The sequence below is a fragment of the Macrococcoides bohemicum genome (genome assembly GCF_003259675.1).
Taxonomy (GTDB): domain Bacteria; phylum Bacillota; class Bacilli; order Staphylococcales; family Staphylococcaceae; genus Macrococcoides; species Macrococcoides bohemicum.
Genome location: NZ_PZJG01000001.1, coordinates 319,479 through 334,485 on the forward strand (window position 1 = coordinate 319,479; position 15,007 = coordinate 334,485).

Sequence of the window (15,007 nt, forward strand, 5' to 3'; positions counted from 1 at the left end):
AATGATATTTTAAAGGAGGAATTTATATGGAAAAAAAGTTAAAAATGCCCCATACGTATTTTTTACTGCTATTGATCGTTTGTGTCGCTGCAGTAATGACTTATATTGTTCCTGCAGGTGAATTTGATAGAAAAGTGGTAGATAAACAAAATATAGTTGTAAATGGTTCTTACCATGAAGTAGCACAATCTCCTGCGCAACCTATTGAAATATTTAGAGCTGTTCCACAAGGTTTAATTGAAGGGGCAGAAATTATTTTTTACATATTTATTGTTGGTGGGGCATTTGGCGTTATTCATCGCACAGATGCTATTACAACAGGTGTTAATTCTTTGATGAATCGAATTGGAAAATATGGTAAATGGTTGATTCCAATGACTATGATTATTTTCAGTATATTAGGATTTTCAATTGGGCTGAGTGAAGAAACGATAATTTTTGTACCGATAGGCATCGCACTTGCGACAGCACTTGGTTATGATGCGATGGTGGGTGCAAGTATGATAGCATTAGGTGCAGGAATAGGATTCCTGGGAGGGATGATAAACCCTTTTACGGTAGGAATTGCACAGAAGATTGCAGAAGTAAAATTATTTTCTGGTTGGGGTTTTAGAACAGTAGTATATTTACTTGTCCTTATTTCTGGGATTGCATATGTTATGTTATATGCAAGAAAAGTAAAAAATAATCCAGGAAAAAGCTTGTTACATGATATTAATGTTGAAGAACGCAGTACAATGAGTGAGGATGTTTTAAATACAAAGTTTGATTCATTTAGAAAGCGACATGCGATTATATTAATATTGCTTACAATAACGATTATTATAAATGTGTACGGTATCTTTAAATATGAATGGTTCTTATCACAAATGAGTGCAAACTTCTTATTGATGGGAATCGTTGCTGGCCTCATCGGAGGTTTAGGTTTAAACGGTACATTTGATGCATTACTTGAAGGGATGAAAGATATTTTATTTGGCGCTATTATTGTAGGATTTGCAAAAGCAATTGTCGTTGTTCTGACGTCAGGAAAAATAATCGATACAATTGTATTCTATATGACTGATTTTATTGATCATCTTCCGACAGCATTTTCAGTCATAGCGATGTTCATCACACAGTTAGTATTAAATTTCTTTATTCCTTCTGGATCAGGTCAAGCAATGACGACTATGCCGATTATGGTACCAATCAGTGATTTACTCGGGATTAACCGACAAGTCGCTGTACTTGCATTCCAATATGGTGATGCAATCAGTAACAACATCATCCCGACATCTGCTTCTTTGATGGGGTTACTTGCGGTAGCAGGTATTCCGTATTCAAAATGGCTAAAATTTGTCTGGAAGATTTCATTGATCTGGGCTGTAATTTGTCTGTCAAGTTTAATTGTATATACTTATTTTTTCTAGTATTAATATTTGCTTCAAAATCAAAGTTCTGTCTTTATTTTCTGCAGAATTTTGATTTTGAAGCTTTTTATTTTATTATTCGTATAAATTTTAATGCAATTATTAAATTGCTGCATTTTTACAACAATTTATTTTTGTTCTATATTAGTCGTGACATTTATTAAAGGAGGAGAAGAAAGTGGATACAAGTTTTATATGATCATCTGGTTTACTTTAGGGTCATGCATTGGTTCATTTATGCTTTGTCTGACTTATGAAAAGAATTGTTTGTGTCGGAAATCAAGGTGTGACCAATGTCTTCACAATCTTTCATGGATGGATTTAATACCTGTATATTCATTCTTATTGAATTGGGGTCGGTGCAGATATTGCAATTGTAAATTATCTAGTAAATATTTAATTTGCGAAATATTAACGGGGCTGGCACTTGTTCATTTAAGTTTGAATCAGCAATTCAATATTGATTTATTAGCTACAATCGCAATCATGCTTATTCCATTATCAATATATGATACTGAACATTTAAAAATACCTAATATGATGCTAATTTTATTATTTTTTCCGCTAATGCTGATTAATCTAAAAGACATGTTAATCTATCAAATATATTTTTCCTATGATGTCTTTCTATTTAAACTACTAATTTTTATTCTACTTCATTTATTTTTCTTTCTCTCAAAGTGTATTGGTTATGGAGATATTAAATTATTTTCAATACTTCTTCTATTCTTGCCTATTCCATTTTTTATATCGTTATTTTTTATTACATATTTAATAGGAGGTCTTAGTTGTATCATCTTTTTAAGTTATAAAACCGGGCTTAAAAAAGTACCACTTGTCCCCTTTATAACGACATCATTTTTTGTAGTACTCCTAATATATGAACAAATCAAAATATTGTACTTTGGAGGATTTGTCTGATGATTGATATTCCATTAGATATTGATAAACCAAGAGAACGACTAATGATCTATGGTGCCGATAAGTTAACAAACCAGGAACTGTTATCATTGATTATCGGCACTGGTGTACGCGATGAATCTGTATACCAAGTTTCAGAAAATTTATTAAATCAAGTAGATAATATAAAGGATTTGAGATATTTAACATTGCAGGAACTTACACAAGTTAAAGGTATCGGTGACAAAAAAGCAGCAACAATGCTTGCTGTAATAGAGCTGGCACAGCGTATGCATACACATTCTCTGGAACAGAGGATTAAGATTAAATCGCCTCAATGTGTAGCAGATTTATTGATGGAACGCATGCGATATTTTACTCAGGAGCATTTTATAGTATTGATGTTAAATACAAAGAATTACGTCATACATGAGCAAACAATCTTTATCGGATCATTAAATGCGTCCATCGTTCATCCGCGTGAAATATTTCGAGAAGCCATTAAAAGAAGTGCGGCGAATATCATTGTTGTTCATATAGGTATGAAAAACTAATGGCAAAATTGACATCCGTTGTGCTTACAGGGTTATATTAATTTCGCCTTTTTCCTTATGGCGAAAGGCAACTTAAATGGACTGATATAGATTTAAAATAAATTTTGAGACATGATTCGCGTAATAGGCAAGAGAGTGAATAATTATTAATCAATAATTTGGCTCTATAGAGTCTTTAATTATATTTGGTTCCGACTTACAAGATTGATGAGTAACCGTATTCAGGAAATCTGATTTTATCTCATTCTGAATCAAACACATTGGAGCATAGCATATATTCCAAATCGTAGACTTTCTTAAATCATTTTTCTAGAGCACGACAAAGGGAAAATCGATGTCGTATATTCTTAATATATGATTGGTATAATCTTTGAACCCCTCACAATAATGTTATAAAACATCACAATAACTCAATTATTCTTTGTCTATTCGTTTAAGATTGTTATAATGGCAATATAATATAAACGTTAAGGATACGCACATATATTATAAAAATCATAATGAATGAGGTGACGACTGATGTCTGTAAGCTATAAGCCATTATGGAAACTGCTTGTCGACAAAGAGTTGAAACGGACAGATTTAATCAAGTTGGCGGGTCTGTCTACGAACATAATCGCAAAACTTAGTAAAGACCAGTACATATCCTTGCGAAGTATTGAAAAAATCTGTATGTCTTTGAATTGCACGCCGAATGATATATTCACATTTGTGGAAAAGTCAAATAAATAATGTTCTTACTGTAAATGATACTGTGTTTAGAAAAATTCATAATAATGTTTTTGGATTGTTAAAAAGGAAATGAGGTTGTCAGAATGAATAAACAAGAATTAGCTTCACGTATATGGATGATAGCAGATGATTTACGTGGTTCAATGGAAGCATCTGAATATAAAGATTACATTTTAGGTTTCATCTTTTATAAATTTTTATCGGATAATGAATATGATTTCCTCATCAAAGAGGGATATGAAGACGAAGATATCAAAAACATAACCGAAGAGAGCACAGAAGAAGTTGACTACATCCGTGATGAAATTGGATATTTTATTGCACCTAATGACTTATTTCAAAATTGGACAGCGCTTGGTAGTCGTTTCACTGTAGATGATGTGATGACTGCTCTTTCTGCGTTTCAAAGAAATATAAGTAGCAACCCACAGCATCGAAAAGTTTTTGGAGGAATCTTTAGAACTTTGGAAACTGGATTATCAAACTTAGGGAGTACGACGAAACAACGTACAAAACAAGTTCGTTCATTAGTAGAATTAATTCAAGACATCCCAACTCAAAATGACAAATATGATGTTTTAGGTTATATCTATGAATACCTAATCAGTCGTTTCGCAGCAGGTGCTGGTAAGTCTGCTGGGGAATTTTATACACCACATGAAGTTTCACAATTTATGAGTAACGTCGTCTCTGACCACGTGAAAGATAGGGAAACATTAGAAGTATATGACCCGACAAGTGGTTCTGGTTCACTATTATTAACAATTGGACAAGCCTACGAATTACACCAAGAATCAGATAATAACGTTAAATATTACGCACAAGAGTATGTGAGTTCAACAGAAATCCTAACACGTATGAATCTCATTATGCGGGATGTACTTCCTTCAAATATTATCACTCGTAATGGAGACTCTTTAGAGGATGACTTCCCATATTTTGATGATAGCGATCCAGAAGGAACTTATACTCCTGTATTTGTAGACGCGGTTGTATCTAACCCGCCTTATTCACAAAAGTGGGACTGGGAAGGAAAAGAGCATGACCCACGCTTTGCTGGTTATGGACTTGCACCAAAGAGTAAGGCGGATTATGCATTCTTACTACATGGGCTATATCACTTAAGACCAGATGGGATCATGACTATTGTTTTACCGCATGGTGTTTTATTCCGTGGTGGAGAAGAAGGGCGAATCCGTGAACAACTAATAGAGAGAAATAATATTGACGCAGTTATAGGTTTGCCAGAAAATATCTTCTTTGGTACTGGAATTCCAACAACAGTACTTATACTAAAGAAAGAGAAGGATGATACTGAAGTTCTATTCGTCGACGCGTCAAAAGGATTTGAAAAGGACGGGAATAAAAACCGTTTGCGTGCCTCAGATATTAAACGCATATCAGATACAGTCATTGATAGAAAAGAAGTTGTGAACTACTCATATTTAGCATCTTTAGAAGATATTCGAAAGAATGAGTACAACTTACACATTCCTAGATATGTTGATTCCAGTGACGAAGCAGAAAAATGGGACATCTACGCAACAATAAATGGCGGCATTCCCAAATCTGAATTAAATCAGTTCAAAGAAGCGTTCAAGGTCATGCCACAATTATACGATGAACTATTCAAAGAGTTAAATGATGACTATGTTGAACTGAAATCAAATAACGTTCATGAATTAATTGTAGAAAGCGACAGTATTAAGTCTTTCAAAGTGAAATATAAAGAAGTTTTTAAAGAGTTTATGGATTATTTAAAAGAAACACTGATTGATAAGGTGGAAACAGTACATTCTTTACATACTAGAGAACAGGTCATTGAGAAGCTATTCAAATGCTATGACAATATTCCATTAATAGATCGATACAAAGCTTACCAAATCCTAGATTCCGTATGGGAAGACATCTCAAATGATATTGAGGTCATTCAAAGCAGTTCTTTATCGGAAGCAGTTCGAAGCATCGAGCCGAACATAGTCGTTAAAAATGGTGAAGAAGTCCAAGAAGGTATCAAAGGGCGCATCATTCCTTTTGAGCTCATTCAAACAACACTCTTGAAAGAAGAAACGGACAAACTCAATGAAACGAACAATCGAGAAACTGAGATTCAAAAAGAAATAACAGAAATCATTGAATCATTATCCGAAGAAGATGGCGAATACAACGTGTTAAATAAAACAAATGACAAATTTACTGTGCAAGGTACAAAAGATGCACTAAACTTAGAATTTGAAGAGGTATACCTTCCTGAACTTGAAACTTTATCAGATTTTAAAGAACTTAGTGGCAAAAATGAACGTTTAGAGTTCATGGAAATGCATACTGAAATTGAATGGGATGAGATGGCACTAAAGAAAGATGGGACACCTTCTGTTAAGGGATTACGTGACTACGAAGGACTCTTACAACAAACTTATGAATTCCCTGAGGATTCATTTGGTGCAAAACTTTCCCGAGCAACTGCACTCATGGATGAAGAAAAAGAAATTAAAAAGACTGGTAAAGAATTAGAAGGACAGTTAAATAAATTAACAGAAGAAACGATTAAAAACTTAACAGATGAACAAGTAAAAGAAATGCTCCACTATAAATGGGTAAAACCAATTAGTGAAGGTATTTACGGTTTGGTGGATGAACTCTTTAAGGTCCTAGAAACAGAGTTGGTTGCCTTGCATAACAAATATGCTAAAACAATGGAAGAAATTCAAAGTGATATTAAAGACTCAAATCAAGAATTAGTAAGAATGATGGACCTATTGACAGGTAGTGAGTCTGACATGGAAGGCATTCGTTCAATTCAAGCACTATTAGGCGGTGAAGTGAATGAGTGAAGGGAGAGTGGTACCTAAAGTTAGATTTAAGGGGTTTGAAAAAGAGTGGAAAGAGCATAATTTATCGGAGATGATGGATTTTTCTAATGGAATAAATGCTCCAAAAGAGAATTATGGCAAAGGAAGAAAAATGATTAGTGTCATGGATATCCTTGCTGATGAACCTATAACATACGATAGCATTCGAAATGCAGTTGAAGTAGATAGTAAAACAGAAAATAGGCACAAAGTAGAAAAAGGTGATTTAGTTTTCGTTCGTTCATCTGAGGTTGTTGATGAGGTAGGATGGGTAAAAGCATATTTAGATAATGAACCTGCTTTATTTAGTGGTTTTTCTATCCGTGGAAAGAAAAAAAGTGATTACGATCCTTTATTTACTGAGCTGTCAATAAATGGAAAGAAACGTAAACAAATTGAAAGAAAAGCAGGTGGAAGTACTCGTTATAACGTAGGCCAATCTGCCTTGAATAGTGTTGTCGTTTTGGAACCCTCTCATGTGGAACAGGTTGCAATAAGTAATCTTTTCAAACAGTTAAGTAGTACTATCGCTTTTCATCAGCAAGAAATTAAAAAACTTAACCAATTTAAACAAGCCATGTTACAAAAAATGTTTCCTGAAGAAGGCGAGAAGGTACCTAAAGTGAGATTTGAAGGATTTGAGGGGGAGTGGGATCAAGTAAAACTTAAAGAATTACTTGATGCTGAGTTCAAGGGTAGTGCCAAGTTAGATGATTTATCTGAAGGAAATAATGAGTATTTAGATGCGGATAGATTAAATGGAGGTACTCCATTCTTATCAAATGGAGAGAAAAATGTATCAAGAGATGAGATACTCATAATATGGGATGGTTCAAATGCTGGAAAAGTCTACTTTAACTTCGAAGGTGTTTTAGGATCTACTTTGAAAGCATTTACCGTGAAAGATACTAATTATCCTGAATTCATTTACCAGTATTTGAATAGGGAAAGGCATAATATTTTTCAAAACTTCAGAACGCCTAATATCCCTCATGTAATTAGAGATTTTACAGAAAAGTTCAATATCCCAGTAGCTAATCTACAAGAACAAGAAAAAATCGGCGAATATTTTAATAAACTAGATAAAAACATCTTCTCAAAACAAGCTAAACTCAACAAACTTAACCAAATTAAACAAGCCATGCTCAATAAGATGTTTATTTAGAAAGGAGGGTTTAAATGACATTCAAAACAGAACGTGAATTTGAAGAAGCTTTAACCAATTTACTCGTTACTCAAAAAGGTTGGGGTGGCGGGGTTCTCAGAAACCCTTCCGAACAAGACCTTATTGATAATTGGGCACGTATTTTGTTTAACATTAATAATGAAACCGACCGATTAAATGGTGTGCCCTTGAATGATGCAGAGATCAATCAGCTCATTAATCAAATTAATAGTCTTAAAAGTCCCTTGCTTAAAAATGATTTCATCAATGGTTCTTCTGTTACCATTAAGCGGGAGAACCCAGACGACAAATCACATTTTGGAAAAGAAATTAGTTTGAAGCTCTTTAATCGCAAAGAAATTGCGGGTGGTGACAGTAATTATCAGATTGCAAAGCAACCGAGTTTCAAGGGAAAAGATAATATTAAAGGCGATTTCCGTGGGGATTTTATGTTGCTTATTAACGGATTACCTGTCATTCATGTGGAACTAAAACGGAGTGGTACTCCAGTTAGTAATGCAAAAAATCAGGTTCAGCGTTACATTCATAATGGTGTATTTGCGGATGGATTATACTCGCTTGTTCAAGTGTTTGTTGTGATGACCCCTGAAGAAATGCGTTATTTTGCGAGTCCAGGAAATGAACCAACCTCCCAAATCAATGAGAATTATATTTTTGAGTGGGCAGATTTTTATAATAAACCGATAAATGACTGGAAGAGAGCAGCAGATTTATTTTTGTCCATTCCTATGGCACATCAATTAATTGGCTATTATACTGTTGCCGATAAAGCAGAAAATACACTGAAAGTATTACGCAGTTATCAAATTAACGCAGCGAAAAAAATATTTGACCGTATTCAAAAAATTAATTGGCATGAACAACATCAACTTGGTGGGTACATTTGGCATACAACGGGGTCCGGAAAGACACTGACAAGTTTTAAAGCAGCAGAGCTAATAACTTCTTATGGCGTCTCTAACAAAGTAATATTCTTAATGGACCGAATCGAGCTGGGAACACAGTCATTAGCCGAATTTAGAGGTTTTGCTGATTTTACTGAAGACATTCAAGGTACTAAAAGTACAAATGATTTACTTTTAAAGCTCAAAAGTGACAAAACTTCGGACACATTAATTGTCACATCCATTCAGAAGATGTCCAGAATTAACGATGACGAAACTGGACAAGCCGACCTTGATAAAATACGTGAAAAACGAGTGGTGATTATTGTAGATGAAGCTCACCGATCAACATTCGGTGACATGCTCATAATTATCAAGAAAACGTTGCCGGACGCTATTTTCTTTGGATTTACGGGAACACCTATTCATGAAGAAAATATGAGAAAAGATAGCACAACTGCAACGATATTTGGAGATGAATTGCATCGCTATGATTTGAGAGACGGAATTCGCGATGGGAACGTATTGGGATTTGATGTCACACAACTAGAGACTATTGACTATGATGAGTTGCGTAAAGAGGTCGCCTTAACAAAAGCTAAATCAAAATCTGTAGCCGATGTTTATAAAGATCCTAAAAAAAGAGAAGTTTATGAACATTATATGGATTCAACAAAAGTCGGTATGGTAGGCTACCGTGATGAGGATACAGGTAAGTACTTTGAAGGTATTGAAACAGACTACCTTTATAATGATGATTTTAATAACAATGAACATAGAGAAAAAGTTGTCGAAGATATCTTAAATAATTGGGATTACTTAAGTAAAGGCAGTGAGTATTCAGCTTTATTGGCAACCCAATCAATACCAGAGGCGATTGAATATTATCGTTTACTGAAAAATAACTCAAAAGGTATCAAGGTAACTGCATTATTTGACAAAAATCTAGACGAATCAGAGGGTTCAATATTCAAAGAAGATGGATTGGCTGAAGTTATCAGTGACTATAACGAGATGTTTGACCAGAATTTTAACATACCTACACATGCACTATTTAAACAAGACTTATCTCAAAGGTTGGCACATAAGGGTGCTTATAGAAGATTGAAAGAAGAAGAAAAGATACACATAGTTGTTGTTGTTAATCAATTGCTAACTGGTTACGATTCTAAGTGGATTAATACATTGTACTTAGATAAGACAATGGAATATGCGAATATCATTCAGGCATTTTCTCGCACAAATCGTTTAAACGGGGATACAAAACCATTCGGTTCTATTCGTTACTATAGAATGATACATACAATGAATGAGAATATAGAAAGAGCAGTAGAATCTTATTCAGGTGGTCGTAAGCTTAGTTTATTTGTCGATAAATTAGGCGGAAACTTAGCAAGTATGAATAGTGTTACTGAGGACATAACCTCAGTATTCAGTCTCGATGATATTGATAACTTTGAACGTCTGCCAGATGATAAGGATTCTCGCGGAAAGTTTGCTCAATTATTCAATTTATTTAACTCTCATTTGGAGGCTGCTCTAATTCAAGGTTTTGCTTGGGACAATGATACCTATTTTGCGGAACTAAGAACTAATGAACCAAAAAAGGAAATTAAAGTTATCTTCACCGAAGAGATGTATAATGTGTGGCTTTTGAGATACAAAGAATTGGTCCAGAGAGGCGATGGTGGAGATAATCCAGATGAAGTATCTTTTGATATTAATTATAGATTGATACAAAAAGATGAAAAGCGAATTGACCATAATTACATTAATAATAATTTTGATAGGCTGGTTGTAAGTTTAAATGAGGGTGACACAAATGAGCAAAGAAGAATTAAGAATGACTTACACCGAAGCTTTGCAAACTTACCCAGAGAAAAACAAGCTTATGCAAATATGGTCATTAACGATCTAGAAACTGGTACACTTGTTGTTCAAGGGGATAAAGACTTCACAGACTATATCAACGAATATCAAGAACGGTCAGAAAGTAGAAACATCACACAGATTGTCAATGCTTTTGGTATTGATGGAGAGCAACTACGAAACATGATGAATTTGAACATTACTAAAAGAAATATAAACGAATTTGGCAGATTTACCAAATTGAAAGATACAGCGGATATCAAAGTTGCAAAAGATTATTTAGAAAAAGTATTGGATAAAAAACTCAAGATATTTGAAGTGAACCGAATTACAAGTAACACCCTACAAGATTTCATTCTAGAAGATGGATTTGATTTGGAAGAATATTTGCACAGAATGCTCTAACTTTAATAGCTGGCTTGCGTTAGAAGAATGAACGGTTGAATGTAAGTTTAGATGGATTAATCAGTAGGTTAATATTAATATAGCTACTGACTAATCTGATGGGAACCATTTTTTAATTCAAGCTGTAATTAGGTCTATATAACATGGAGTTTTTAGAAAGTTTGAAACCTGATTACATAATGAGGAACGTATAAGCAAAACTATTACCTCCATGTATTTGGATGGATGAAGGGGAATTAGACCACGATGGAGCTTGTTCACTGAATCCTTGGAGATTTATTGATAGACAACTAGATGCGATATACTTTTTAAGATAAATCAACAGCTATTGAAGGTATTTAAGTATCCAATAGCTGTCTTGCTTTATTACCAATGGCTCCTAGCTCCACACTTACTGGCTCAATTGTCTGCAATACTCATTATTTATAAATAACTCAATTTAAACTAAACACTTAATTAAGTTCTTTTACAATAAAACCCCTCTAGATAAAAATCCAAGGAGCACAGTTTCGCGACTTATTTCAAAGCGATACAGAAACAAAATATTAAAAACTTGCGATTAATAAATTGGTGAAAATCTCTTCAAATTCCTCTTTGAGGTCGCTGTCTGGATATAGAGTAAAAAGAATTTCTAGTTCACCAGCTAGCTTATAAGCCCGGAGCAATCTACTTAGCTCTTTTTTCGAATTAAAATCCTGTATTGTAATTAAAAGGTTTTTCAAAGTGATTAAAATTTCATCTTCTGGTATTAGGTTCTTTTCCAATTTATTTAACTTTTCATAATCAGTTGTTGGTGACTTGGAGATTACTATTAAATTGTTATCAAGAACTTTTTTTAATAGAAGTAGAAGTATTCGTGCTTATCTTGTTTTTTAATTCCAACAATGACATACGAACAAAATTCTGCATCATCAAATTCGTACAGGGAATCGTACTCTATGTAAGACTCTTCAAATTCATTTAACAAGGGTTCATTAAGATAGAGATGAACGTGATTACTTCTTAGAAAATAGTCTTTTAAAATAGCTGGAATTTCAGCCTTTTCAATCAAATCTTTCATTTTTTTATCCATGATAAGTATCCCTTTAAATGCTACTTATAGTCTGTCGATTTATAGTCATCATTTTAACAGAATTAAGATATGAAGACTAATAAAAATCAAAAACGAATCTTAATGACAATTGGAGATAACATCAGGAAATATAGACTTAAAAAGGGTTGGTCACAAGAGGAACTAGCATTTGAATGTGATTTGCATAGAACATATATAGGTGCCGTGGAAAGGGGAGAAAGAAATATAACGGTTCTAAATCTTATTAAAATTAAAGACAAGCTGAATGTACGATTGAAAGATATATATCCAGAATAAAACTAATCCATATTTAAAAAATGTAACTACATAAAATCGGTGTGATAATGAGGTGGTGTATCAATGAGAATAAAAAAAATTCTTATTCGGAATTATAAATTATTTAGAGATGTGGGGTTCAATGTAAATCAGGGGTATAACATTTTTGTGGGAAATAACGGTTCGGGAAAAAGCACTTTATTAGAGATACTTCAAATAGTATTAAGTGGTAAACTTAATAATTATTCATTTGATCGTCAACTCAAGGTATCTTTTTTTAATTTTCAAGTTAGAAAGGAATTTAAACAATTACTTGAACAAAAAAAAGATATTGAAGAACTTCCAAAAATAATTATTGAAGTTTATTTCGATAATGAGAAAACTGATTCGGACCTTAAAGGAACTAACAATTTATTAGGTGAGGATTGTCCCGGAATTCAAATGTCAGTTAATTTTAATCCTATATATGCTGATGCATTTAAAGAGATGTTAGAAGCAGAGCAAATATATGATATCCCAGTGGAATTTTATGAGGTAAACTGGACGTACTTTTCGGGAGATCCAGTTATTTTTAGAACTTTACCGTTTAAAACATCTTTATTGGACACTACAAAAAAAGATTACAGTAATTCGGTAAATAAATTTGTTAACTTAAGTGTGGCTGAACATTTAACTGATGAAGAAAAAACTAGTTTAGCAAGAAGTTATCGTAAAATGAAATTTGAATTTAATACTAATGAAAGCGTAGTTAGTTTAAACGAGAGAATAGAAAAAAATGTCCGATTAGACAATAAAAAAATAAAATTCGGTATAAAAGATGAGGTATTGGATGCTTGGAAAAGTGAAGTCTCTATGGATATTGAAGAAATTCCTTTTGAAGATATTGGGTTCGGAAGTCAAAATCTTATCAAAATGGAATTAGTATTAAACGAAGAATCACAAAAATCAAATTTTATTTTATTTGAAGAACCTGAAAATAATTTATCATTCAGTAATATGTCAAAATTAATATCAAAAATAAAAAGTGATAAGTCTAAGCAAGTTTTTATTTCTACACATAGTAGTTTTGTAGCTAATAAAATTGGACTTGAAAATATTATTCTTTTGCATGAAGGGCATATAAATTCTTTAAATGAGGTAAATACAGAGACAATGGATTTCTTTATGAAATTGCCAGGATATAATACCTTAAGATTTTTACTTGCTCATAAGGTTATTTTGGTTGAAGGACCTACAGAAGAGTTGATAATTCAGAAAGCGTACCTTGATATGTATGATAAACTGCCTATTGAGGACGGGACCGATGTTATTTCCGTTGATTCACTTGCATTTAAACGTTACTGCGATTTAGCTGTTCTAGTAACCAAGGATATTGCAATAGTAACTGATAATGATGGTAGTATTGACGAAAATATCAATGAAAAATATAAAGAGTATACCGACCATTATGACTTTATAAAAATATTTCATGAAAAAGATGAATCCTTGTATAGTTTAGAACCGAGTATGTATCAAGCTAATGCAAAAAATGAAGGAACTCTTTCAAACTTTGAAATGGCTATATCTAAAAGTGGTTCTATGAAAAATAAATCCAAGGAAAAAGTTATTAAATTTATGGAGAATAACAAGGCAGAATGGGGGTTAAGGGTATTCGACTATTCCGGTACAGTAGAATATCCCGAATACATCATCAATGCAATCAAAAAATAAAATTATAATGGCATGTGCGGGTTCGGGTAAAACGTGGGGAATTTGCCAAGATGCACGAAGTACTTTGGTTGACAATAAAAGAGTGCTGATGGTTTCTTATACAAATAAAGGAGTACAATCTTTAAAAAGAGAATACGAGAAGCAAAACTTTGGAGTGATTGACCAACATATAAAAATACATTCTTGGTTCCAGTTTCTTTTAAAAGATTTAATAAGACCGTATCAAAGCTATTTTTTGAAGAGTATAAATAAAATAAAGTCATTTGACTTTTCGAATATGTACGGTAAAAAAGATTTCTCGAAAAAAAATACTTTACCATACTTTGTTAACGGTAATTATGATGTCAAAGCTAATAATGCTTCTGAGTTTGCAGTTTATTTAAATGAAATCTCAAATGGCTCTGTAATAAAAAGATTAGAAGAGATTTACTCTTGTATCTACATAGATGAGTTACAAGACTTAACAGGAAGAGATATTGATTTATTAGAGCTACTGCTAAAATCGTCAATTAGAATATATTGTGTCGGTGATTATAAGCAATCTACTTTGAAAACACATAACGCAAAAGCGAATAAGAGAAAAAGCGGGGAATATATTTTTGAATACCTTGAAACACTTAAGGATTCACATGATTTAGAGATTGTTAAAAGCAATAAATCTAAAAGGTTTATACAGGACATTGCCGATTTTGCAAACCTAGTTTATCCAAGGGATCCAATTACAAGTGTAAAAACAGCTTCATGTGATCATCTGGGAGTCTATCAAATCGTAAAGGAGGATGCAGAAAATTATATTAAATATTTTAAGCCAACTGTTTTAAGGTTTGACAAGAGAACAGATACACGTGGTTATTCAGCATTAAATTTCGGCGTTAGTAAAGGGATGACTATGGATAGAGTAATTATATTCCCGAATGGTCCTTTAACAAAATTTTTAAAAAGTCCATCAAATAAGTTAAGTAGTCCTTACAAATATTTTGTGGGTGTTACCCGATCAAGATATAGTCTAACTTTTATAGTTGATAAGTTAATTGAAAACGAATACTTTACCAGTGAATTTATAAAGGTAGGAGATAAAGAACTTCGGTTGTCAAGATTTAATGCGACAAATGATATAAATATTTAATAATTAGGCTTTTAGGTACTTTAAAGTAA

At 33.0% G+C, this 15,007-nt stretch carries 12 protein-coding genes; 10 read left to right on the top strand and 2 right to left on the bottom strand.

What is annotated here, in order from left to right; genetic code table 11:
• Window positions 1-26 precede the first annotated feature (26 nt).
• The 7 genes from BHX94_RS02395 (at window position 27) to BHX94_RS02425 (ending at window position 10,794) form a co-directional block, all read left to right on the top strand.
• On the top strand, window positions 27-1,412 hold the full coding sequence (locus tag BHX94_RS02395) for a YfcC family protein (RefSeq protein WP_111744771.1): 1,386 nt from the start codon (window positions 27-29) through the stop codon (window positions 1,410-1,412).
• A 195-nt stretch (window positions 1,413-1,607) separates the two neighbouring features.
• The gene (locus tag BHX94_RS13170) at window positions 1,608-2,333 is read left to right on the top strand and encodes a prepilin peptidase (protein WP_170120736.1); all 726 of its coding nucleotides are present in this window, start codon (window positions 1,608-1,610) and stop codon (window positions 2,331-2,333) included.
• On the top strand, window positions 2,333-2,866 hold the full coding sequence (gene radC / locus BHX94_RS02405) for a RadC family protein (RefSeq protein WP_111744773.1): 534 nt from the start codon (window positions 2,333-2,335) through the stop codon (window positions 2,864-2,866). The genes BHX94_RS13170 and radC overlap by 1 nt, the downstream gene beginning before the upstream one ends.
• A gap of 519 nt (window positions 2,867-3,385) precedes the next feature.
• Entirely contained in the window at window positions 3,386-3,598 is a 213-nt protein-coding gene (locus BHX94_RS02410; protein WP_111744774.1) for a helix-turn-helix domain-containing protein, read from the top strand.
• A gap of 83 nt (window positions 3,599-3,681) precedes the next feature.
• Complete coding sequence (locus BHX94_RS02415; protein WP_111744775.1) at window positions 3,682-6,432, top strand: type I restriction-modification system subunit M; 2,751 nt, start codon at window positions 3,682-3,684, stop codon at window positions 6,430-6,432.
• Entirely contained in the window at window positions 6,425-7,615 is a 1,191-nt protein-coding gene (locus BHX94_RS02420) for a restriction endonuclease subunit S (RefSeq protein ID WP_111744776.1), read from the top strand. The genes BHX94_RS02415 and BHX94_RS02420 overlap by 8 nt, the downstream gene beginning before the upstream one ends.
• A 14-nt stretch (window positions 7,616-7,629) precedes the next feature.
• Window positions 7,630-10,794: a type I restriction endonuclease subunit R, EcoR124 family gene (locus BHX94_RS02425; RefSeq protein WP_111744777.1), complete on the top strand. Its 3,165-nt coding sequence runs from the start codon at window positions 7,630-7,632 to the stop codon at window positions 10,792-10,794.
• Between the two features lie 545 nt (window positions 10,795-11,339).
• Here the strand turns inward: BHX94_RS02425 and BHX94_RS12775 are convergent.
• Together BHX94_RS12775 and BHX94_RS02435 are read right to left on the bottom strand one after the other, a co-directional pair.
• Window positions 11,340-11,558, bottom strand: a complete 219-nt coding sequence (locus tag BHX94_RS12775) for a hypothetical protein (RefSeq protein WP_111744778.1) — start codon at window positions 11,556-11,558, stop codon at window positions 11,340-11,342.
• A gap of 71 nt (window positions 11,559-11,629) precedes the next feature.
• A complete protein-coding gene (locus BHX94_RS02435; RefSeq protein WP_111744779.1) occupies window positions 11,630-11,866 on the bottom strand; it encodes a hypothetical protein in 237 nt (78 codons plus the stop codon).
• 102 nt (window positions 11,867-11,968) lie between these two features.
• Here BHX94_RS02435 and BHX94_RS02440 point away from each other — a divergent pair, with 102 nt between their 5' ends.
• The 3 genes from BHX94_RS02440 to BHX94_RS02450 all read left to right on the top strand — a co-directional run bounded on the left by BHX94_RS02440 (window position 11,969) and on the right by BHX94_RS02450 (window position 14,978).
• Window positions 11,969-12,163 (top strand): helix-turn-helix domain-containing protein, encoded by a 195-nt coding sequence (locus tag BHX94_RS02440; protein ID WP_242446653.1) that lies wholly within the window; start codon window positions 11,969-11,971, stop codon window positions 12,161-12,163.
• A 63-nt stretch (window positions 12,164-12,226) separates the two neighbouring features.
• On the top strand, window positions 12,227-13,852 hold the full coding sequence (locus tag BHX94_RS02445) for an ATP-dependent nuclease (protein WP_111744781.1): 1,626 nt from the start codon (window positions 12,227-12,229) through the stop codon (window positions 13,850-13,852).
• Window positions 13,836-14,978 (top strand): UvrD-helicase domain-containing protein, encoded by a 1,143-nt coding sequence (locus BHX94_RS02450; protein WP_111744782.1) that lies wholly within the window; start codon window positions 13,836-13,838, stop codon window positions 14,976-14,978. Before BHX94_RS02445 ends, BHX94_RS02450 begins: the two co-directional genes overlap by 17 nt.
• Window positions 14,979-15,007 lie beyond the last annotated feature (29 nt).